At 41.3% G+C, this 22,521-nt stretch carries 19 protein-coding genes and 1 pseudogene; 10 read left to right on the plus strand and 10 right to left on the minus strand.

Annotated features, from left to right (window positions below; translation table 11 throughout):
• Positions 1–496: 496 nt before the first annotated feature.
• A pseudogene (locus V7L29_RS14805) lies at positions 497–976 on the minus strand (phytanoyl-CoA dioxygenase family protein); the annotation flags it as partial.
• Between the two features lie 143 nt (positions 977–1,119).
• Complete coding sequence (locus tag V7L29_RS14810; protein WP_334735959.1) at positions 1,120–1,353, minus strand: hypothetical protein; 234 nt, start codon at positions 1,351–1,353, stop codon at positions 1,120–1,122.
• Between the two features lie 340 nt (positions 1,354–1,693).
• Between V7L29_RS14810 and V7L29_RS14815 the strand changes: the two genes are divergently transcribed.
• From V7L29_RS14815 to V7L29_RS14840, 6 genes are all read left to right on the plus strand, one after another.
• Complete coding sequence (locus tag V7L29_RS14815) at positions 1,694–4,372, plus strand: TonB-dependent siderophore receptor (RefSeq protein WP_334735960.1); 2,679 nt, start codon at positions 1,694–1,696, stop codon at positions 4,370–4,372.
• 125 nt (positions 4,373–4,497) lie between these two features.
• A complete protein-coding gene (locus V7L29_RS14820) occupies positions 4,498–5,547 on the plus strand; it encodes an iron-siderophore ABC transporter substrate-binding protein (protein ID WP_334735961.1) in 1,050 nt (349 codons plus the stop codon).
• A gap of 111 nt (positions 5,548–5,658) precedes the next feature.
• Entirely contained in the window at positions 5,659–5,778 is a 120-nt protein-coding gene (locus V7L29_RS14825; RefSeq protein WP_442944194.1) for a transposase, read from the plus strand.
• A gap of 201 nt (positions 5,779–5,979) precedes the next feature.
• Positions 5,980–8,646 carry a TonB-dependent siderophore receptor gene (locus V7L29_RS14830; protein ID WP_334735962.1) on the plus strand — a complete coding sequence of 889 codons (2,667 nt, stop codon included), beginning with the start codon at positions 5,980–5,982 and terminating at the stop codon, positions 8,644–8,646.
• A gap of 172 nt (positions 8,647–8,818) precedes the next feature.
• Complete coding sequence (locus V7L29_RS14835) at positions 8,819–9,649, plus strand: iron-siderophore ABC transporter substrate-binding protein (RefSeq protein WP_334735963.1); 831 nt, start codon at positions 8,819–8,821, stop codon at positions 9,647–9,649.
• A complete protein-coding gene (locus V7L29_RS14840; protein WP_334735964.1) occupies positions 9,633–10,223 on the plus strand; it encodes a pentapeptide repeat-containing protein in 591 nt (196 codons plus the stop codon). The genes V7L29_RS14835 and V7L29_RS14840 overlap by 17 nt, the downstream gene beginning before the upstream one ends.
• Here the strand turns inward: V7L29_RS14840 and V7L29_RS14845 are convergent.
• A complete protein-coding gene (locus V7L29_RS14845) occupies positions 10,165–11,943 on the minus strand; it encodes a TonB-dependent siderophore receptor (RefSeq protein WP_334735965.1) in 1,779 nt (592 codons plus the stop codon). The genes V7L29_RS14840 and V7L29_RS14845 overlap by 59 nt on opposite strands.
• Positions 11,944–12,393, minus strand: a complete 450-nt coding sequence (locus V7L29_RS14850; RefSeq protein ID WP_334735966.1) for a hypothetical protein — start codon at positions 12,391–12,393, stop codon at positions 11,944–11,946.
• A gap of 814 nt (positions 12,394–13,207) precedes the next feature.
• Between V7L29_RS14850 and V7L29_RS14855 the strand changes: the two genes are divergently transcribed.
• Positions 13,208–14,275: an ABC transporter substrate-binding protein gene (locus V7L29_RS14855; protein WP_334735967.1), complete on the plus strand. Its 1,068-nt coding sequence runs from the start codon at positions 13,208–13,210 to the stop codon at positions 14,273–14,275.
• Between the two features lie 122 nt (positions 14,276–14,397).
• Here the strand turns inward: V7L29_RS14855 and V7L29_RS14860 are convergent, their stop codons facing one another.
• The 6 genes from V7L29_RS14860 to V7L29_RS14885 form a co-directional block, all read right to left on the minus strand.
• On the minus strand, positions 14,398–15,093 hold the full coding sequence (locus V7L29_RS14860) for a 2OG-Fe(II) oxygenase (RefSeq protein WP_334735968.1): 696 nt from the start codon (positions 15,091–15,093) through the stop codon (positions 14,398–14,400).
• A 25-nt stretch (positions 15,094–15,118) separates the two neighbouring features.
• Positions 15,119–15,793, minus strand: coding sequence for a 2OG-Fe(II) oxygenase family protein (locus V7L29_RS14865; RefSeq protein WP_334690913.1), 675 nt, complete (start codon positions 15,791–15,793; stop codon positions 15,119–15,121).
• Between the two features lie 29 nt (positions 15,794–15,822).
• Entirely contained in the window at positions 15,823–16,779 is a 957-nt protein-coding gene (locus tag V7L29_RS14870; RefSeq protein ID WP_334735969.1) for an iron-siderophore ABC transporter substrate-binding protein, read from the minus strand.
• 32 nt (positions 16,780–16,811) lie between these two features.
• The gene (locus V7L29_RS14875; protein WP_334735974.1) at positions 16,812–17,750 is read right to left on the minus strand and encodes a TonB-dependent siderophore receptor; all 939 of its coding nucleotides are present in this window, start codon (positions 17,748–17,750) and stop codon (positions 16,812–16,814) included.
• A 31-nt stretch (positions 17,751–17,781) separates the two neighbouring features.
• Positions 17,782–19,497, minus strand: a complete 1,716-nt coding sequence (locus tag V7L29_RS14880; protein WP_334735970.1) for a TonB-dependent receptor plug domain-containing protein — start codon at positions 19,495–19,497, stop codon at positions 17,782–17,784.
• 1,134 nt (positions 19,498–20,631) lie between these two features.
• Positions 20,632–20,832 (minus strand): hypothetical protein, encoded by a 201-nt coding sequence (locus tag V7L29_RS14885; protein ID WP_334735971.1) that lies wholly within the window; start codon positions 20,830–20,832, stop codon positions 20,632–20,634.
• 38 nt (positions 20,833–20,870) lie between these two features.
• Between V7L29_RS14885 and V7L29_RS14890 the strand changes: the two genes are divergently transcribed.
• From V7L29_RS14890 to V7L29_RS14900, 3 genes are all read left to right on the plus strand, one after another.
• On the plus strand, positions 20,871–21,026 hold the full coding sequence (locus V7L29_RS14890; RefSeq protein WP_334735972.1) for a hypothetical protein: 156 nt from the start codon (positions 20,871–20,873) through the stop codon (positions 21,024–21,026).
• A 106-nt stretch (positions 21,027–21,132) separates the two neighbouring features.
• A complete protein-coding gene (locus V7L29_RS14895) occupies positions 21,133–21,294 on the plus strand; it encodes a hypothetical protein (protein WP_334735973.1) in 162 nt (53 codons plus the stop codon).
• A 466-nt stretch (positions 21,295–21,760) separates the two neighbouring features.
• On the plus strand, positions 21,761–22,102 hold the full coding sequence (locus V7L29_RS14900; RefSeq protein ID WP_334735975.1) for a Mu transposase C-terminal domain-containing protein: 342 nt from the start codon (positions 21,761–21,763) through the stop codon (positions 22,100–22,102).
• The last annotated feature ends 419 nt before the right edge of the window (positions 22,103–22,521 follow it).

Here is a 22,521-nt window from a genome sequence, read left to right on the forward strand (position 1 = left end):
TCATTGAGGAGCCGTGTGATGCGAAAGTATCACGCACGGTTTTGTAGGCGAGGCGGAGATGCGAGTCTCCGACCTTAGCCAGCGCAACGGCAAGCATAACTTTGCCGTCAACAACACTATAACCCTTATTCTTGCGTCAGCTAATTTTGGATGAAATTGACAGCTTGGAACCAACTTTGCCGCTAGTCCAAATTGGAAGGATAAGCTTGCCGTGAGTCCAATCAAGCATAGAAAGCACCGAAAGCGCCGGATTTTTTTAGAATAGAGCAGAAGCGGTTCATGCTGGTATGAGATAGAAACTTTCGGCTATCCATCTGTTCTAAGTAACTACTCGAGTATTAGAAGATCCTCCAAACCAGTGAGAACATTGCGAACAATAGCCTAAACTATATTGCCAGTCTAACCAAAGTAGTTAATGTATCAAAGGCGGCGATGAAAAGTTAAATAGTGAAATCGGCAAGTCCCCTTAAATACCGTTAACTCACTCTATTATCAGCTAACTAGCTGATAATAGCTGCCTTTTGTCATGCTGCGAACCAAAATACTCAAAGTAGGAGTAGCTGCGAACCGACAGCGTGTGCCATTCGGTGATAATAGCCTTGCGGGTGAGTGATGGATTGGATGCAGGCATAGTGCCATGAATGACGTTTGGATCGAATAACACTACGTCACCCTTATTAATTGAGAATGAAACCCTTGGTAGACCTTTTGTGAGAGAGGCTGTCTTCTGACAAACCACTTTCCAAATAGCTCGGTTTTCCAAAAATGCACTCTCTGAATCATTCGGTGACGGTGAGCGAAGCAGCTCAAAAATCTCTGGGTTGCTGCCCAGAACCTCGTCATAAATACGAAGACGCTCATTGTTGTGCGTTCCAGGTATCACATAAAACATTCCGCAGTCTGGATGGATATCTTCGAGGGCACACCATGCACGACAGACTTTATCAGGTGGATCGCGGAACAACATCACTGTGTCCGAGTGCGGTTCGCGGCCTCTTTCCCATAAACTTGTAGAGCCGTATTGAAGTACCGCCTCTTCTTGGAAAAGGGCATTTAAATACCAACGAAGTGTCGGATCGTTTCTAAGACTTTTTGTGAGTTCATGGTTATCATCGAGGGCTAATGGTTATCATCGAGGGCTAGTAGTTCCTCCCCAAAGGCTTTTTCGTTTTCCAGTGGTTCTTTTCTCCAAGGAAATTTCTGATAAATGCCATGTCGGCGTTGAATTTCCTCACAAGCTGCTACATGAGCATCTATCAGTTCCAAAGGTAGAACTTTTTCGAGTACGACGTAACCGTGCTTACGGTAGTGGTCGATCCAAGAGCTATTAACTTGTTCGCTATTAATGACCATACATTTAGTTAAAGATTAGTTTAAAAGTTTAACTGAGATAGATAGTTAAATTTATCACCTGAACTTGAATAAAAATGGTAAAAGATAATACCAGTTCATAAATATTTACCAATATAGTTGGTTAAATTACTTTTAACACTACATTAGTGGTGATCGCATTTAGTTGTAATTTGTCATTTGTCAAAGTTCTATTACCAAAAATGTTGGTATTGCACATGATAGTTGGTATTGTATTAGCATTCCTGTTGCTAAAAGATAAAGGCTGATTGCTGATGCGATCGCCATATTTTGAGCATATTTTGTGGTGTGCTGACTTCAAAGCAAATAGTGAGGGGTAATAGTGGTTTTAAAAAAACTTTCTATCTGGTTTTGGCAGTGTGTTTTATTCACTGCCTCAATTGTAACGTATAATCATCCTGTTCTAGCCCAGCAGACAGCAAATGCAACCTCTAAGCAACTTTCACTCCAGCAGACAGCACCGAATCAAGTTGAACTTAATCATCAGATATTGAGCTTGAGCGATGTACAATCTGCTCTAAAGAGCGCTACATCTTTATTAAGGACACCCCGTCAGCAAAACTCTGTTTCTGAACTTAGCCAAGCAGTAACTCCGGTGATGTCGGTAACAGATGTGAAAGTAAATACCACCAATAAAGGAATAGAGGTAATTTTAGTCACGCCCAATTCTGAGAAATTGTTTGTTTCTGGAAGAACTGAAGGTAATTCCTATATTGCAGATATTAAAAATGCCCAGTTGCAATTGGCAAGTGGGAATTTTCGACAACAGAAACCAGCAGCAGGTATTGCCAATGTAATAGTTGTACCTGTGGATGGCAACACACTGCGGTTAACAGTGACTGGAGAAACAGCACTACCAGTAGTGGAATTGTTTGATAGCCAAACTGAGGGGTTGGTATTTGGAGTCACTCCGAGTGCAACAACTGCACAACAACCAACGCCGTCACAGCAGACACAGCCATCTGAGTCAAACCAAGCACCAATTGAACTAGAGGTAACTGCTCCTCCAGAAACAGGGTATAAAATTCCTGACGCGAGTATTGGGACAAGAACGAACACACCAACACGGGACGTTCCACAGGTAATTAATGTCATCCCCCAACAGGTGATTAAAGACCAGCACAATCAGTACATTGGGGATGCACTTAGAAATGCTGGCATATCACAGGGCGCAACACCTTCCAGCTTAAATGATAGATTCGTGATTCGAGGCTTTGATTCTTCCACTAATATCTTAACCGACGGTCTAAGAAATTACTTTGCTGGAGCCCAAAACGCCCTTAATACTAGCAATGTGGAGCGAATTGAGGTTCTGAGAGGTCCAGCCTCTGTGCTTTACGGACAAGCGGGACTGGGTGGCATTATTAACGTAGTTACTAAGCAGCCTCTAAGAGATCCTTACTATGATGCTTCTTTTTCTGTTGGCAGTTTCAACTCAATACAACCCTCGTTTGATATCGGTGGTCCACTGACATCAGATAAAAAGCTCTTGTATCGCCTTGACGGTTCGTATCTATCTTCGGATAGCTTTGTAGATTTTTACCATCAGCAGCGTTATCAGATTGCCGGCGCACTCTCGTGGGATATTGACAAGAATACAAAGTTGACATTGAATTCAAGCTATGAGGATTTCAATCAAAACTTAAATTGGCGTGGGCTACCCGCTGTAGGAACTTTGTATCCCAGCCCTAATGGCAAAATTCCTCCAAATCGGTTTTTAGGAGAACCAGGAATAGAAGATCCTCAAGATACTACATATACTCGCCTCTCCTACAAACTGGAGCATCACTTCAATGAAAATTGGTCAGTGGAGAATGCCTTTCAGGCAATCCTTGGCAGATCAAATGACAACCCATTTTTATATCCTATTGGGCTAGAACCAGATAACAGAACCCTGGATCAAATTACAATCACTACCCCTACAACTCGTTTTCAGAATGTATTTGATGTGAATACTCAAGTTACAGGGCGGTTTAATACTGGAAGCGTTGAACACCAACTGATTATCGGGTCGGAATATGCTTGGAACCATCTTTACACAACTCAAGTGAATCTCTCTGCCCCTTCGATTGATATTTTCAATCCTGTTTATGGGCAGATAGGCGACGGTACTATTCTTTTTAAATACCAGGGTGGATTTAGTATTAATGACTTGGGTGTGTATGCACAAGACGTGATCAAGCTGTTTTCTAACCTCAAACTGGTTTTGGGCGGTCGTTATGACTGGGCAGGAGAGACAGATTTTAACCAATTTCCCACTCCCACCTCAACCACGTTTTCGAGCCAAGCGTTTAGCCCTCGTGCAGGTTTAGTCTATCAGCCGATCAAACCAATATCACTCTATGCTAGCTACAGCCGCTCCTTTGTTCCCCAGACTGGTCTAAGTGCTAATAACAATCCGTTTCAACCGCAGCGCGGGACACAATACGAAGTGGGTGTCAAGGCTGATTTGCTTGGCGATCAACTCTCAGCCAACTTAGCTCTATACGACCTTACCCTGACTAACAACCTCACGGCTGATCCTAATAACCCTAACTTTTCGATTACAGTTGGGGAAGAAAGGAGTCGGGGTGTAGAGTTGTTTGTCACGGGTGAAATCTTATCGGGCTGGAATGTGATTGCATCCTATGCCTATACCGATCCCCGTGTGACCAAGGATAATTCTACTCCCGTAGGCAATCTACTCAACCTAGCGCCGCAAAATCAAGCTAGCCTCTGGACAACTTACATCATTCCCAAAGGGAACCTTAAAGGGCTAGGTGCTGGTTTCGGTTTGTTTTATGTGGGCGATCGCTTTGGAGATTTAGCTAATTCTTTTAAGTTGCCCAGTTATGTACGCACTGATGCTGCCCTTTACTACCGTCGCGGACAATTAGACGCGGCACTCAACTTTCAAAATTTGTTTGACCTCAAATATTTTGACACTGCTTTCCTAAGTGACACGCAATTGTATTATGGCAACCCATTCACTGTAAACTTTACACTAGGGTGGCACTTTTGAGAACTGTGGCGCAAGGTTGGTACGATCGCTAGATGTGGCTATATCAAGCTTGTAATGTTACTGCTTTCTGACGCTGTAGTTCGTACATCTACAGAATACACTTACACAACAATGGTCAGAGTGCCTTGACTAAATCACCAATTCAAGTAGCTATGGGTCGTACTTTGCAACTGCTGTTAGTTGGACTGTTGGTGTTAGGAATGCTATCTGGTTGTAGTGAAAAACACCAACAGGTTCATAGTCTATTACCAGAAACTACGACAACAAATACAGGCGTTCACATCCACAGACACAGGTTGGGTAAGATAAGAATTCCCATTCACCCACAGCGAGTGGTCATCTTGCATGATTTTTTGTTGGAAGATGCTCTAACTCTAGGAGTTAAACCGATTGGAGCACCACAAATAGCGGTTAATAATTTATACCTTGACCCACTGACTGCAAAAGGCATTGTGGATGTGGGGTTTTTCTCGACAAATATAGAAAAGGTATTGGCTCTTAAGCCCGACTTAATTTTAGGTTCAGATGTCATCCAAAAGGATATATACGAATTATTGTCACATATAGCACCTACTGTACTGGTGCGAATCAAAAGCGTTCAGGATTGGAAAGGTCACCTGATGCAGGTTGCGACTATCTTGGGCAAGACCGAGCGCGCCCAAAAAGTCATCGCTGATTACAACTCTCGCATACTCTCATTTAGAGCTACTATGGGCGCTAAACTTTCCCACACTCAGGTATCGATCATTGGTGTTGGTGGCTTCAGTTCCGGAACCTTAAGGATACTTCACAGGGAAAAGGATTCTTTCCCTATAAGCATTTTACAAGAGGCTGGTTTGGTGACCATGCTTTTGCCAACTAGTGGGGTATCCGATCATCTGTTAAAAATTGGTCCCTCTGGGTTGTATCTTGTTTCAGTGGAAAGTTTGTCTATTGTTGATGGGGATGTCATTTTTGTGATCTTGCCCGGCGACTGGTATCCAAAAGGCAATTTTGAGGTGCAACAAACAGCCTTAAAGCGACTGCAATCCTTACCCCTGTGGTCAAAGTTGAAGGCAGTGCAGCACGGTCAGGTTTATCGAGTCGGAATTTACTGGATAAGCAGTGGTCCAATCAGCGCTAATCTCGCTTTAGATGACCTTTTTAAATACTTGCATCCATTAACAAAAATTTAATTTATTCTGGAAAGTTTTACTAATAGATAGTATAATATGTTTTTCGTAGTCACAGAAGTTTATCCATCAAGTGCGACTATGACAAAGACTTATACAAAACCCATCATCTAATTGAAAATTTTTTTTGCCAAATTCAAGCAATACCGTGCCCTCACCACTCACTACAACAAGCTCAAAGTTAACTTTTTGGGTGCAATTTACGTCGCTGCTACCGTGATTTTGCTCAACTGAGGACACGCCCTAGTTATAATTTATCAAGATTTTATGACCAAAAATATTGGTAATCGTGCTTGATAGTTGGTATTGTATTAGAATTTATGTCACTAAAAGATAAAGGTTGATAAAGGTTGATTGCTGATGCGATTGCCATATCCATAGCATATTTTGTGGTGTGCTGACTTAAAAGTAAATAGCAAATTGCAAGGGGTGATAGTGGCTTTGGAAAAACTTTCTATCTGGTTTTGGCAGTGTGTTTTATTAACTGCCTCAATCATAACGTCTATTCATCCTGTTCTAGCCCAGCAGATAGCAAATGCAACCTCTAGGCAACTGTCACTCCAACAGACAGCAGCTAATGAGATTTTGAATCTGAGCGATGTACAATCTGCTCTAAAGAGCGCTACATCCTTATTAAGGACACCGCGTCAGCAAAACTCTGTTTCTGAACTTACCCAAGCACTAACTCCGGTGGTGTCGGTAACAGATGTGAAAGTAAATGCCACAAATAAAGGGATAGAGGTAATTTTAGTCACGCCCAATTCTGAGAAATTGTTTGTTTCTGAAAGAACTGAAGGTAATTCCTACGTTGCAGAGATTAAAAATGCCCAGTTGCAATTGGCAAGTGGGAATTTTCGACAACAGAAACCAGCAGCAGGTATTGCCAATATAATAGTTGTACCTGTGGATGGCAACACACTGCGGTTAACAGTGACTGGAGAAACAGCACTACCAGTAGTGGAATTGTTTGATAGCCAAACTGAGGGGTTGGTATTTGGAGTCACTCCGAGTGCAACAACTGCACAACAACCAACGCCGTCACAGCAGACAAAGCCATCTGAGTCAAACCAACCACCAATTGAACTAGAGGTAACTGCTCCTCCAGAAACAAGCTATAATGTCAACAACGCAAGTATTGGCACAAGAACGAATACGCCAACACGGGATGTTCCACAGGTAATTAATGTCATCCCTCAACAGGTATTCAAAGACCAGCGCGTTCTTAACGTTGGGGATGCACTGAAGAATGCTGGCATATCACAGGGCGGACTTCCTTCAAGTTTACAAGACAGATTCGTGATTCGCGGCTTTGATGCTTCATTCGGCAATATCTTAATCGACGGTCAGAGGAGTTTCTTTGTTGCGGCTGGCGATGCCTTTAACATTAACAATGTAGATCGCATTGAGGTTCTACGAGGTCCAGCGTCTGTACTTTACGGACAAGGAAATCTGGGGGGCATCATTAATTTAGTTACCAAACAACCTCTAACAGATCCCTATTATGCAGCTTCTTTCTCTGTCGGCAGTTACAACACTTATCAAGGCACACTTGACTTATCTGCCCCTCTGACATCAGATAAAAAAGTCTTATATCGCCTCAATGGTTCTTACTTAACTTCAGATAGCTTTGTTGATTTTTACCACCAGAAACGCTATCAGATTGCAGGCGCACTGTCGTGGGATATTACAAAGGATACAAAACTAACATTAAATTCAAGCTATGAGGATTTCAATCGCAGTATTTCTTGGCAGGGGCTGCCCGCACTAGGAACAATTTATCTCAACCCCAATGGGAAACTACCCCGAAGTCGGTTTTTGGGGGAACCTGGGCAAGAAGATCCTCAAGATACTACAAATACTCGTCTTTCTTACAAACTGGAGCATCGCTTCAATGATAACTGGTCACTAGAGAATGGCTTTCAGTACATTATACGTAAAGGTACACAGAGTCCAGGATATTCTCCAATTTCATTACAATCAGATAACCGAACCCTTAATCGAATTGAAGTCTCTTTCCTAACACCTAGTCTACAGAATTTTTATGATTTGAATACTCAAGTTACGGGGCGGTTTAATACTGGAGGTATTGAACACCAACTTGTTTTTGGCACACAATATTCTTGGAACAATTCTTATCAATCTCAAGAGGTCTTATCTGCTCCTTCAATTGATATTTTTAATCCGATTTATGGGCAACCGGGAGGCGGTACACTTCTGAGCAAATTTCAGGGTGGATTGAGAGTTGATGACTTGGGTGTGTATGCTCAAGATATTATCAGGCTCTCGGAAAATCTGAAACTGGTTTTGGGCGGTCGCTATGACTGGTCAGGGCGGACAGATTTTAACCGATTTGCAAATTCTCCATCTACCTCAATATCGAGCCAAGCATTTAGTCCCCGTGCAGGCTTAGTCTATCAGCCGATCAAACCTATATCGCTTTATGCAAGCTATAGCCGTTCTTTTGAACCGCAGACTGGCTTAAGTGCGAGTGGTCAGCCGTTTGAACCTGTACGCGGGACTCAATATGAAGTCGGAGTCAAGGCAGATTTACTAAGTGATAAACTCTCAGCTAATTTAGCTCTGTACAACCTCACTCTTTCCAACAACCTCACGACTGACCCCAACAACGATAGGTTTTCTATCCCAGTTGGAGAACAAAGAAGTCGGGGTGTAGAGTTGTTTGTAACGGGTGAAATTTTACTAGGCTGGAATGTAATTGCTTCATATGCCTACACAGATCCCCGCGTGACTGACGATAACAATATTCCTGTTGGCAATCTACTTGCGCTAGCCCCGCAAAATCAAGCCAGCCTCTGGACGACTTATATCATTCCCAAGGGAAATCTCAAAGGGCTAGGCGTTGGTCTGGGTTTATTTTATGTGGGCGATCGCCAAGGGAATTTAGCTAATACTTTTGAGTTACCCAGTTATGTACGCACTGACGCTGCTGTTTATTATCGTCGAGGACAATTTGATGGGGCGCTCAATTTTCAAAATCTGTTTGACATCAGATATATTGACACTGCTTTCGCTAATAACAACACACGAGTATTTTATGGCTCCCCATTTACGGTAAATTTTACACTAGGGTGGCACTTTTGAAAATATGGTGCAAGCTTTGTATAACCGTATTTGGCGACTATTGTTAATTTCGTTATTCTGCCTGATATCCCTGTCTGCTTGTAGTTACTTTTCACATTTGCACACCTCGTTGACTAAATCACCCTCCCTAATAGATGTTCGCATTGTTAAAAACACAACAAGTCAAACAACAGTGAACCACCCACAGCGAGTAGTCATCTTGGATGGTTTTACCTGGGCAGATGCTATAGTTTTGGGAGTCAAGCCGATTGGAGCACCACTAAAAACATGGATGCCTCTATTACAGCTTGCACCAGAGCAAAGCCAAGGTGTTGTAGATGTGGGCTATCTACCAACCAACGTTGAAAAAGTCCTAGCCTTAAAACCTGATTTGATTTTAGGATCGGATTGGTATGGTCATGACATTCACAAGCTGTTATTGCACATTGCACCAATAGTAACTATTTCTACTAAAGGTAATTTGGACTGGAAAGACCACTTGATGCAAGTTGCTCAAGCACTGGGCAAAACAGAGTTGGCGCAGACATTTATAACCAACTACTATAAACGCTTACAGAAATTCAAAGCTATTATGGGCGATAAACTTTCCCAAACTCCAATTTTGGTTGTTGGCCCTAGAAACGATCAAACTTATCGGGTATTTACTTGGGAAAAGGGTAGCTTCTCGAACGGCATTTTAGAGGACGCTGGTTTAACTATCCTAGCTCCTAAGCGCCAGTCAAAGAAGATTGAGACAAATGGCAACTTCTTAGTTTCTTGGGAGAGCTTGGATCTTGTAGATGGAAATGTGATTTTTTTGACTCATCCTAACTTTGGCCCTGAAATAGAACATCAAAGAGTCTTAAAGCAACTTCAAGCTACGCCCCTTTGGTCTAGGTTGAAGTCGGTTCAGCAACACAAGGTTTATCAAGTTGGAATATCCTGGGTAGGCAATGGTCCAATAGCAGCAAATCGCGCACTCGACGACCTATTTAAATATCTACTGAATGAGTATAACTGCTGAGGAGTTGTTGCAGCGATATGCTGCTGGGGAAAGAAATTTTGCTGGAGTCAGTCTGAGGAAAATTGTATTGGTTAATGCTAATTTGAGAGGAATCAACCTGTCCAATGCTGACTTGAGTTTTGCTAATTTGATTGCTATCAAGTTGACTGATGCCAATCTGAGCCAAGCCGATTTCACCGGAGCCAATCTTACTGGAGCCAGATTGGACAGAAGTAATTTGCAAGGGGTTTCCTTTGAATGTGATGCTGTAGGGACTATTTTCGACCAAGCTGATTTGCGAAGAGCTGGAATGTATAGAGCCCGTTTGAATGGGGCTAGATTCGATAAAGCAAATCTTGAAGGAGCTATTTTGGGGTGTACTGATTTGCTCGGTACCAGTTTCCGAAATGCTAACCTGCGCTCTGTTGACTTGGAAGAAGCTGTTGGTGCTGCCGATTTTACTGATGCCAATCTCTTGGGAGCTAGTACTTATGATTTTGAGTTCAGATTGGGACGTTCTATTTTCTGTAGAACAGTCATGCAGGATGGTAGCATCCGTAATGATGGATGCTTGGGAATTGCCGATAACATTTAATCCAGTCTGCTTTCACACCTACTTCATACTGAGTGCCACGACTCGGCTTAAACGGATTGCCTTGTGCATCGGTGCCGATCGTTTGCGTAAAAGATTTGCTGTAGTTGGCGTAGAGAGAAATAGGCTGAATGGGTTGATAAACGATGCCAATGCGAGGGCTAAACGCCGAGTCGGATTGATCTATAATTAGTGAGTTGATTAAGTTTTTAGTGTAAATTTCTACTGAGTCAAAGCGACCCCCCATAAGCACCTTTAGGTTATTGGTCAGTGCTATCAAGTCTTGAGCATAAAATCCGGCGACATCATTCCTTGTTTTCCGGTTGGAGGCACTACCAGGAATAATAGCTCCAGGCTTCTGTCCATACTCCGGGTCGAAAAGATCGAGTGTACCGATTGTCTGCGAGAACCCCTGGTTGTGAAATTGAAGAAAGCGGTAAAACTCAATGCCAGCCAGCAGTTGGTGCTGTATGCTACCAGTTTTGAATTTGCCATCCACATGAGTGTCTAGATTATATTGGTTGTTATCAATTTCCAGGGAGGTACTATACTGTCGAGTTAAGGTGCGGTCGTTTGGTCGTAAGGCGACAGGTAGGACACTGAGTAGGTAGGGATTGCGTCCAAACTCGAACCGAAAGGCATTATGCAAAGTCCAATTGTCGTTAAAGGTATGCTCGAAGTCGTAGCCGATGTGACCAATGGTACGCTTGGCAGTGTCCGTTGGTTCCCCTGAATAACGGTTGATGGGAATTTTACCATTCGGATTGGGCAGTACGGTTCCGATAGTGGGTAGACCAATTTCATTACTAGAAATACCCTGTACCTGTTGATAATCCGCATCAAAAACGATCCTAGTATCTTTTGCTGGTTGCCAACTGATAACTGGTGCCACTAGAAATCGCTCTTCGTGCAGAAAATCGACAAAGCTATTTGAATTTCGGTAAGCAGCATTCAAGCGATACGAAACTTTCCCATCCGTTGTTAAGGGACCGGATAGATCGAATGAGGGTTCATAGAAGCTGTAAGAGCCGACTTTAAACTGTGCTGCGTAATAAGGCTGCTGGAGGGGTTGTTTGGTGATAAAATTAATCGCACCGCTTGGTGTCCCTTCACCGTAAAGTACTGATGCAGGTCCACGTAGCACCTCTATTCGTTCTATATTAGCTAGGTTAGTCGTTCCGCCACCAGTAAATATATTATCTCTCAAGCCGTTCCTCAAGAAATTGTTATTATTGATGCTGAAACCCCGAATAATAACGATATTGTCAGTGTTGCGACTTGGCAATCCGCCGCGTTGTACGCCAGCATCTCTGAGTACCTCTCCAGAGGAATCTGCTGCTTGGTCTTCAATCACTGCTCTTGGAATCACCTGAATCGATTGAGGGATGTCCCGTCTCGGTGTATTCGTTCTTGTTCCCGTAGTCGCATTACTTACGTTGTAGCCTGTATCTGGCGGTGCTATTACCTCTAATTCAATCGGTGCTTGGTTTTCATCAGATGACGGTTTTTGTAGTGGCGGTGTTGCTTGCTGTCCAGTAGTTGCATTACTCGTCACCCCAAACACTAATCCTTCATTGCTATCAAACAACTGCACTGCTGGCGCAAAAGCTTCACCCGTCACTGTCACTTGCAGGGTGTTAGCATCAACATTGGTAACAGTCACCTCAGTAATTCCCGGTGCTGGCTTTGATTGCCGAAAGCTATTGCCAATACTTAAGCGCAACTAAGCGTTAGGGATGTCTGCAATATAGGAGTTACCCTCAGTTTTTGGAGTAACTTGTAGGCGATGTCTATCGACAAGCCGCTGTGCGTCTACGCTTTTACTACTAGTCTCTAAAATCACCTCTAACCCCTTATCAGTACTATTCACCTTCACACCCGTTACTGATATAACTTCTGTTGGGGTGGTGGGTATCGGTGACTGGACTAACTTTTGGGCATCGGTGAGTGGATGCTCTATTTGATTCAAACTCCGAATTTTTTTAATAGGTGCAACTAACTTTGTGATTGTTGTTTGAAATAATACTTGCCCTTTAGTATTAGTAGCTGATATTTCTGCTCCCATAACAGCAAGAGCGTTAACGCGCAGAGGCTTAATTACAGACACCACGAGCACCGAACAGATCAGCAATAGACTCTGCCAAAAAAAATAGTTTAATCTCTGGGGCTTCATTGAACTTTCCTCACACTTAATCATCTGTCCCTCACCCACGTTTAGTTAAGGTATAAAGGGTAAGTGGAAAACCTATTACCCTTTATCTAAAACCCCATAACAACTTCACCCCAAAATTCATCCTCCTTGAATTGGCAGGGCTGTTTCATCCCCTAAAAAGCGTTAAAAATCAAGGGTTATAGCGATTAAAAATTGATTATTTTGTTACCAGCGTGCTGATAAAATAAACAATTTTACTGTTGTTTAAGTGCTTAAAAGTTCATCTCCTCGTCAACCTCATTTACAATTGTTCTCGCTAACCATCTTGACAAATCCTATTTGAGATGGATAAAACAGCCCTGCTTGAATTGGGGATTATTGCATTAGGTATGTCATTTAACCTAGTTTGAATCTTACCAACTTAGTGAGTAAAATACTAAAGATATTTCTGATCCAAATCTCAAAAATAGTATCCAAAATCTTGCTGCACTGATGGGTGCAATTGCTTATTGGCTACTTAAATCCAGTATTGAAGCCGTTTTTATTTAAAATTCTCTGGAAAACTGCTATGAAGTTAACCCAAGTCTTTTGTCAGGATATCTTTACTAAGTCAAGGAGTAAGTAGCCAATATTATTGGTATTGTTATTATCTATCCCCAAGTGCGATCGCTTCACTTTGAGAATTTGTTTAATCTCAAATATTTTGACACACACTGTTGCCAATAATTTGCAATTGGATGATCTGACGCTGGGGTAGCACTTTTGATAACTATCGTGTTGATTGAATCGCTAATCTTAAACAGTTCTGATAATTTTTTGAAAACAGAACAAACTGATGAATAAAGAGCGTTTATTCTCTGCTTTGAACCGGAAAACCCAATTTCACTTCCTTGAAAATAGAACTCTAACTGTTTGGGTGCATTATCTTCAACTACTGTTAACTATTGGGTTACTGATGCTGCTTTTGCTGTGTGCTTGTAGCCAAACAGCAATCCATCACCAGAAATTTACTTCCAGCCAGGAATCAACACTTGCCAACTTCCGTATAGTTAAACATCAAATGGGTGAAACAAAACTCCCTATCTCTCCTAAAAGAGTAGTTGTTCTAGATGGGGCTTCAACCGAAGCTCTTTTAGCTTTAGGTGTCAAACCAGTAGGCGCTCCTCTTAAATTCTTAAACTATCCTCTCTCCCAAAAGCAACAAGCAGGTATAGAGGATATAGGGGCGCGAACTCCCAACTTAGAAAAGATTTTAGCTCTCAAGCCCGATCTAATTTTGGGGCTTTCCGATAATCAGGAAATGTATGGTTTATTATCGCATATAGCACCCACAGTCTTAATTAACTACAGCTACTCCACATGGAAAGAAATGTTTTGGTCAGTTGCTCAAGCCTTGGGTCAGACTACGGTCGCAAAGCAATGGATGTCTCAATACTACAACCGCATATCTGAATTCAAAGCTTCTATGGGCAAGCGATTAGCTTTGACTCATATATCTGTTTTACGAATTGCTGGTTATACTGTGTTCATTAAAGGTTCTTTCTTTGGAAACATCTTGAACGATATCGGTCTGTTGAATTCTGTTTCACAGAATCTGGATGCTCTTACATCTCGTCGGAGCATATTTACGAACGGATATATTTATGTCCTCTCTCCAGAACTATTGAAAGAGGCCGATAGGAATGCTCTATTTCTGATTTCTGACACCAGCTTTGGTCTGGCATCTGCCCAAAAAGCTCTTGAGCAACTACAAGTCCAGCCTCTTTGGTCGAAGTTAAAGGCTGTTCAACAGGGCAAGGTCTATATAGTTGGAAGTTATTGGGTCTATTGTGGGCCGTTGGCGGCTAATCGAGTTCTCGATGACCTGTCTAAGTATTTACTTGAAACATCTTACTTAAAGTAAATCATGCTAAATTTACATAATTCGCAACTGTGCATATAAGAGTATCCTTTATTTGTTAAATCAGGAGTAAAAAAGGAGAAAATTAACATATTAAGTTCTACTTTTATTGTTTTTTGTCCTGCTCATTCTCCTTTAAGATACTTAAAATAAATCTGCTGATCGTAAAATCTCACCATAAGATGCTGTCTCTTACACTTTGCAAGAGGTGAAATTGGTGTGACTCCGTGCCAAGCGTTATGCTCACATACAAAAAGAACGGAGTTACCTAATTGTGGTGGAATCTCTTGAAAAACAGATTCGCGCTGATCATTTTCTAAAATCTGGAGACTCCCTCCCCACTCGCTGTTCCAGTTTTCACTGAAATAAAACAGGTGAGAGAGAGCCATTCCTGAGTCCCTATTGTTCACAAACCATGAGTCTTTATGAGGTGCTAAACTTTTGTTTGCCGTACTATCTAATTGAGATAAAGAAATACGGATTAAATGGCGATCTAGATTTAATCCTGTTAATTTGGCAACAGCTTCTCGATAAGCAAAGCTCACCAATTCGTCAAGCAGAGTTTGCCAAATATTGTTCAGCTTTGGGCTAGGAGGAATATAACACTTGTTTTTGGTAGCATCGTAAAACATTTCTGCATTTGTCACCACTTCTGCCCCTTGATCCAAAATTAATCCTCCTGGTCTTTCTGGAAATTTCTCATATGGAAAACTGTTGAACAACTCAATAAGCTGGGGTTTTGGTATGAGATTATCAAAAAAAATCCAATGATAAGGATATTCTTGAATTACACCATTGCCAATTGCGTCTAAATTTAACATGAAAGTTATTTTTGTTAATTATTTATTACTGGTTAGCTCTTAATTTTAAGAAAGTCATTCGGTCATAGAATCTAACCAAGACACTGAGTCTATCTCGAGATGCTTCTGGGGATGAAATTGGAGAGACGTTGTGCCAAGAATTTTCTGAACGTACTATAATTGCGCTCGTACCATTACGAGGAGGAATTTCTTGAAATAAGGATTTTAGTTGTTCGTTTAAGAGAATTTGAAGACATCCTCCCCACTCAGTTTTCCAATCTTCACGACCGAAATAAAGTAGGTGTGTGAGGGTAATTCCTTCAGAATCCGAATGAGAACCATTTACAATTGGGTCTAATCGACCTAAAGAAACACGTATCATTTGCTGCTCTAGGTTTAATCTGGTTAGTTTGGCAATACTGGCTCTATAAGCACTGCTATGTAGTTCTTTAACCAATCCTTGCCAAATACTACTTAGATTTGTGCTTGGGTAATAATGTATTTTTTTTGCGCGCTCGTCAGCAAACTCTTCGGCTTCGTCGTAAACTATGATTGCAGGTCCGTATTGAGGTTTTTCCCTTTTTGGAAAAACTTCTATTGGAGGAAAACTGTTCCTTAACTCAATGAGTTGGGATTCAGGAATGAGATTGTCAAAGAAAATCCATTGATAAGGATATTCTTCCATTACACCATTAGCAATCGCGTCTAAATTCAGCATCATTTACTCCATTTTTGTACAACATCTTCTAATTATTGTGATAACAAATATTTAAACAAATCATCTAACACTCGATTAGCTGATAAATAGTTTCCACCTCCCCAATGTGGACCAATTACATGGACTTTACCTTGCTGCGCTACCTTAAGTTTTGACCATAAAGGTTGTGCCATAAATTGCTGGATTGCTAGTTCTGAGTCAGCTTTTGTCGGAAAGCTACTAGTCATAAGAAACAGAACATCTCCATCTATTAGAGATAGAAATTCTGGGGAGATTGAATACAAAGCAGTATTACCTGATAGTTTTGTAATGATTGTTGGACTTAGTTTCTGAGTTTGGGGAATATCTAGACCAACTTCTTTTAAAATTGAACCAGAGAATGATTTTTGAATTCTAACAATAATTGTCCCGGCGTAAAGATCCACAACAGATACTCGTGTCTGTTTGAGCTTGTCACCCATCCTTGCTTTAAACTGTGCTATTCGTGCATTGTATTGCGCGACAACTTGTTTTGCTTGTTCTGTTTTTCCCAATGCTTCTGCTACTACCAGAAATGGACGTTTCCAGTCGGCGATCGCTCTCATGTCAAAAAAAACTGTTGGTGCAATATCTGACCATAATTTATAAGATTCTGGTTCTGTACCCCCTGCACCCATGTTTCCAATTAACAAGTCGGGTTTGAGAGCCAGAACCTTTTCAATATTGGGTGGTAAGCCAATGTCTACAATGTCATCCAGTTTCAACTGTGGGGCTAATTTTTTGGTTGTGCCTGTGAGTTTAACTCCCAAAATAATAGCTGCTTCAGTCGCAAAGGCATGGAGTGAAACAAACCTTTGTGGGTACTGGGGAACTGCTGTTGTACCCATTGCGTGTTTGACGATGCGGACATCTGCTAGTGATGCAAAAGTTGATGGATTTTGTAAATGTCTCCATGAGCTACAAGCAGCCAGCGACACAAGCAGCAATATTGCAATTGTATATAACTGCATTGTCTGACTTTTTTGTAGAAACAAGATAATTTTCAAAACTTCCACCCTAGTGTAAAGTTGACCGTGAATGGGTATCCATAATACACTTTGGTATCTGTTGGCGTACTACCGAAACCAGTTTCAAAATAATTTACATCAAACAGATTCTGGAAGTTGAGCGCTGCATCAAATTTTCCCTGGCGGTAGAAAAGGGCGGCATCAGTGCGGAAATAACTGGGTAACTTCACAGCCTCAGCTGAATCAACAAAGCGATCGCCCACATAATATAAACCCAAACCTGCGCCAAACCCTTTGAGGTTTCCTTTGGGAATAATGTAAGTCGTCCAAAGACTGGCTATATTTTGCGCTGCTCCAGGGAGCTGTTTGCCGACAGGGATGGAATTATCTTCGGTAACGCGGGGATCGGCGTATGCATAAGAAGCAATCACATTCCAACCTGGGGATATTTCACCCGTAACAAACAACTCAATACCTTTGCTGTTTACCTCACCTACAGGAATAGCAAATCCAGAATTATTGGGGTCATTTGTAAGGATATTAGATTGGGTAAGGTCGAATAGAGCTAAATTTACCGAAAGTTTATCACCGAGTAAATCTGCTTTAGCACCGACTTCGTATTGAGTTCCGCGCTGTGGTTGAAATGGCTGCCCGGTTGCAGTTAGTCCAGTCTGGGGAATGAAGGAGCGAGCATAACTAGCATACAGAGAAATTGGTTTAATCGGTTGATAGACTAAGCCAACACGGGGACTAAATGCTTGACTTGAGGACTCGGTTGAGGTTAAAGCAAGTTTGTCACGATCTGTCTCCCCTGTCCAATCATAACGTCCGCCCAAAACTAGTTTGAGGTTTTGAGATAGGGCGATTAAATCTTGAGCATATACACCCAGGTTATCGGCAATAGTTGAATTCTTGGATTGGCCAAGAAGTGTACCGTTTCCTAACTGCCCATAAACCGGATTGAAAATGTTGATTGAGTCGGCAGTAAAATTCTGATTTGCCCCATTAACAAAGCTCCAACCATACCTCTGTCCCTACAATAAGTTGGTGTTCTAGGCTTCCAGTCTTAAATCGTCCTGTAACCAAAGTATTTAAATCGTATCCATTCTGGAAACTATCACCAGCCTGAACAAATCTGCGTCGAGTCAGAGTTTCGTTATCTGGCTGTAGCGCGATCGGAACTCCTCTGCCTTGAGGGTTGTTACTAAAATGTACATTGAGTAATCCAAAAGCATTCTCGATTGACCAGTTCTCATTGAAACGATGCTCTATTTTGTAACTCAAGCGAGTAGTAATAATATCTGTAGTCCCCACTTGTCCTATATAGCGACTAATAGGCACTTTCCCATTGGGATTTGGATACAAAGTGCCGATCGCGGGCAACCCTTCATTACCCAAACTGCTATTGTAATCTCCATAACTGGAATTGAATGTCAGTTTTGTATTAGGATCTATATCCCACGAGAGCGCCCCAGCAAACTGATAGCGTTCCTCATTATAAAAATCGATAAAGCTATCAGAGTTCAGGTAGGAAGCATTAAGGCGATAAGCAACATTTTTATTTGTTGTCAAAGGCCCAGAAAAGTCAAGTGAACCTCGGTAAGAGTCATAATTTCCAACAGAGAAGTCCGCAGCATAGTAGGGATCTTTTAAAGGTGGCTTAGTGACTAAATTGACAATACCGCCGAGTCCGGCTCGTCCGTAAAGCACAGAAGCAGGGCCTCGCAAAACCTCTATTCGCTCGATATTGTTAAGATTGAGGGCGGGAGATCCTCCTAGAGAGAACCCCCTAAGTCCGTCGATTAAGATATTGCCAAAGGAAGAGTTAAAGCCTCGAATTATAAATCTATCTTGCGAACCAGGATAGCGCTCTGTTGATGTACCAACATTTTTTAATGCATCTCCAATGTAAAGAATATGCTGGTCTTTAATCACCTGTTGAGGAATGACATTAACTGTCTGAGGAATGTCGCGTAGTGGTGTATTAGTTCGTGTCCCCACACTTGTATTAGTAGAGTTATAACCTGTATCAGGCGATCCTATCACCTCTAATTCAATTGGTGCTTGGTTTTCACTAGATGAGGGTTTTTGCTGTAGCAGTGTTGGTTGCTGTGCTGTGGATGTGGTACTTGTCACCCCAAACACCAAACCTTCATTACTATCAAACAACTCCACTGTTGGTGCAAGAGCTTCACCTGTCACTGTTATCTGCAGGGTGTTAGCATCAACATTAGTGACTGTAACTAACGCAATTCCCGGTGCTGGTTTCTGTTGACGAAATATATTGCCACCAGTCAAGCGCAACTGAGCATTAAAGATGTCTGCAATATAGGAATTACCCTCAGTTTTTGGAGTTAGCTGCAAGCGTTGGCTGTTAACACCCGTCTGTAAAATCACCTCTAAACCCTTACTTGTACTATTGAGCTTCACTGCCGTTACTGGTATAACCTGTGCTTTAAAGGGTATAGGTAATGACTGTACTAACTTTTGGGCATCGGTAAACGGATGTTCTATTTGTTTGAAACTGCGAATTTTTCTGATAGGTACAACAGAGTTTGTGATTGTTTCTTGAGCTAATAGTTGCTGCTGATAATCTGGTATTTCTGCCGTTCTAATCGGTTGAGCGATCGCAGGTAGAAGTTTCCCTATAAACATTCCCATTACTGAAGTAGTTACTAATACACTCTGCCAGAAAAAATAGTTTAATCTCTGCGGCTTCATTGAAACTTCCTCACACACACATGCTCATCTATTGCTGACTACGCGCTCTGAGTCAAGGTATAAAAGATAAGTGAAAAACCTATTACCCTTTATCCAAAACTCTGTAACAATCTCACTTCAAGATAAATGTTTCTTGAATTGGGGTTGTGACATCAGGTACATTATTGAACTTAGGTTAAATATTACCAATAAAATTGGGTAAATCTGAAAAAGATTTTTGCTTTCAATCTCAACAAATCTTCTGACTACACAGACGATAACTGCTTATGTAGTCACTAAAATTACGGAATCAAGCTGCTTTCAATGATTTTCATCAAGTCAACTGCTATTTGATGGGAGCAAGTGCTTTGTCAGAGTATCTTTACCAAGTAGAGCATAAACTAGCCAATATTATTGGTAATATCATCGCATATAACTTACATCTCTATTTGTAAGGTGATGTCTAGGACTAGCCCTTACAGTCTACGCCATTCGTGAGGAGGAAACAAAGCCATGATTGCTCCATAGTTCAACTTTTACAGCAGTTTTCATGTATTTGAACCACATCTGTTGTAGGGGCACAGCATTACTCATTGGTGTCAACTTAAGGTGAAAGCCAGTCTATAACCAGCTTTTAGAGATTGCCTCGTTCCCAGTCTCTGACTGGGAATGCCTAATGAGAGGCTCCGCCTCTTACTTGCGGCAGAGCCGCAATGACGAGCATTTCTAGCCTCTGGCTAGAAACGAGGTTTTAAAGGGGTTTCGGTTTAAGTTGACACCTATGAGCATTACTGTGCCTGTAGAGCGTGGTCTATTTACCTGAAAATAGCTGTAAAGCGGCGTTGCCAGCAAAGACCGCTTTGTAGCTACGATTTTGCGATCAATTATCCTTGCGTTGATAAAGCTCTTATGGAGAATATAGCTCTTAAAACCCAACATCTGGCCCGGATTTCTCACCACATCTCTCAAAGCCTGCGCTTGTGCTCTTGAGCAGGGGAGAGTTATTGTACAAGTTCTTTTTCCCCTCTACCCCTTCTTCCACTCAAGCTTGTGAAAAATGCGGGTGGAATATCTTTTTACCTGAGATGGGTAGTTCTGTAGATTTATTTCATTAAAAGTTCAACAAAATAATTACGAGTTTGTCTGTGTTTTTACTCATTTTTTATATGGATTTGTTGTTTTAAAATAAGTGCAATCAGCAAATGCGTTCACCGAAATAGCAAATGCGTTCACCAAAATAGCAAATGCGTTCACCGAAATAACAATTGCGTTCGCCAAAATAGCAAATGCGTTCACCGAAATAACAATTGCATTCGCCAAAATGACAAATGCGTTGGCATACCCCGCTGCAGGCATCGCATCCATCCTCTTTTTACCTGAAACTCGCAGTGGCGATGGTTACTACCCAACCCAAAATTTCCCTATCTCTCCATGCTGCGGATACGACAATAATGCACCGCGTCGGAATGACCGGACTTTACATGACTTTAAAGCGGTTAGAAAAGCAATATCGCTTATCTCGTCAACGGCGAGGACATATATCATGGTGACAAGAATACTTTAATCAGTTATCAACAGGTTCAAAAATACTTTCAAACCAATTATCAGAAGATTAAACCTAAGCAAATTTTTATTAAGGTAAATCCAATTCGCTCTTTGATTGCTGGTAATTTAGTGAAAGGAATCCATTGGTGGTCTAATTTTTGGGAAAGAATGGTGATAGAGGATTCAAAAGGATATTTATTTAACCAGTTATTTTCCAATCGAAAAGAATTATTAATAATGGCAGAAAATAGTGAAGAAGACAGCAGTATCTGATTTTTATTAAAGTATTTCAACAAGCTATGAAGGGCAACTTTGCTAAAATGTATGCCAAAGCAGAGGAAGGAAAATATCCTTCAATTAAGAAGAGAGTTGAACGATTAAGGGCAGAGCTAAACTATTGTTATGATGAATTGTCGTCTAAGGAATATTTGTCCGACTTTCTAGTAAGGGGAGGATTAAATAAGTATTTTAATGAGCATCAATAAGAAATTTCACTAGTAATTAAAAAAACACCTTGGCAAGAACTAAGAATTTGGTCATTGTTAGCAATCGCCAGTTATAAACCCAAGCTTTATGCCGTTAGGCGTTGCTCAAATCTAAAAATCAGTCTTGACTGTATTGCCGGACAGTGATTCGTGGCTTTATGCCGTTAGGCGTTGCTCAAATATCAAGGTCAAATTACTGACTGCGATCGCAGAAGTGATTCGTGGCTTGATAAGGTTGGGGGTTATTCTTTCAGATTCTTACCTTACCTACAACCTCAGAGGGAAAAGCAAAAGTTCAAGCTGGACGCGGCATAAAAATTAACTCAATCTACTACTGGTCTAATAGTTTCCGCGATCCCCAAATTGAAAATACCTCTGTGCAGATAAGATACGACCCGTTTAATATTGGTATCGCTTACGCCTTTGTTCGAGGAAAGTGGGTAAAGTGTAGCTCTCAATATTATGTAGAACTCCAAGGTCGTTCAGAAAAAGAACTGAAGTTAGCTAGTATCGAGTTACGTAAACGTCAGCAAAATCATGCACAACAATCTAAAGTTTCGGCTAAGAATTTAGCAGAGTTTTTAAAATCAATATAAGCTCAAGAAGCTCTATTAGAACAGCGTTCCTATGATGCCGAAGTTAAGGAAGTCTTTAGGGTAATCGAGGGCACAAAAGCGACAACAAGCCGCAACGAAGAACCAAAGCTTATTCAAGTTTCTTTTGAAAATGCTGATACTCAAGTAGCTGAAGATGAAGCGCTCGTCCTAGAAACACTTGTAGTGTATGAGGAGTTTTAATTATGACAAAATCTACTGGATTTCCTCTTGAACTCCTCATACGACCTGCTCCAGAAAAACTTGCCTACTTTGAGAATTACACCGTAGCCTATCCGCGACTTAAAGAAGTCTATAGAACTCTTACAAAAGTTTTCTATGATATAATTAAGGATTAAATTTCTTTGTGATTAGGACTTGAATTAGCAGTGAAATTTTGGAGAGCCAAGCAGCTTACTTCA

This window comes from Nostoc sp., assembly GCF_036916575.1.
In the GTDB taxonomy this organism is placed as follows: Bacteria; Cyanobacteriota; Cyanobacteriia; order Cyanobacteriales; family Nostocaceae; genus Nostoc.

Excerpts from the sequence above, each read along its gene's own strand:
- V7L29_RS14885 (WP_334735971.1), bottom strand. The coding sequence starts at position 20,832 with ATGCCTGCAGCGGGGTATGCCAACGCATTTGTCATTTTGGCGAATGCA.
- V7L29_RS14865 (WP_334690913.1), bottom strand. The coding sequence starts at position 15,793 with ATGATGCTGAATTTAGACGCGATTGCTAATGGTGTAATGGAAGAATAT.
- V7L29_RS14880 (WP_334735970.1), bottom strand. The coding sequence starts at position 19,497 with ATGAAGCCGCAGAGATTAAACTATTTTTTCTGGCAGAGTGTATTAGTA.
- V7L29_RS14855 (WP_334735967.1), top strand. The coding sequence starts at position 13,208 with ATGAATAAAGAGCGTTTATTCTCTGCTTTGAACCGGAAAACCCAATTT.
- V7L29_RS14850 (WP_334735966.1), bottom strand. The coding sequence starts at position 12,393 with ATGAAGCCCCAGAGATTAAACTATTTTTTTTGGCAGAGTCTATTGCTG.
- V7L29_RS14890 (WP_334735972.1), top strand. The coding sequence starts at position 20,871 with ATGGTTACTACCCAACCCAAAATTTCCCTATCTCTCCATGCTGCGGAT.
- V7L29_RS14870 (WP_334735969.1), bottom strand. The coding sequence starts at position 16,779 with ATGCAGTTATATACAATTGCAATATTGCTGCTTGTGTCGCTGGCTGCT.
- V7L29_RS14810 (WP_334735959.1), bottom strand. The coding sequence starts at position 1,353 with ATGGTCATTAATAGCGAACAAGTTAATAGCTCTTGGATCGACCACTAC.
- V7L29_RS14840 (WP_334735964.1), top strand. The coding sequence starts at position 9,633 with ATGAGTATAACTGCTGAGGAGTTGTTGCAGCGATATGCTGCTGGGGAA.
- V7L29_RS14860 (WP_334735968.1), bottom strand. The coding sequence starts at position 15,093 with ATGTTAAATTTAGACGCAATTGGCAATGGTGTAATTCAAGAATATCCT.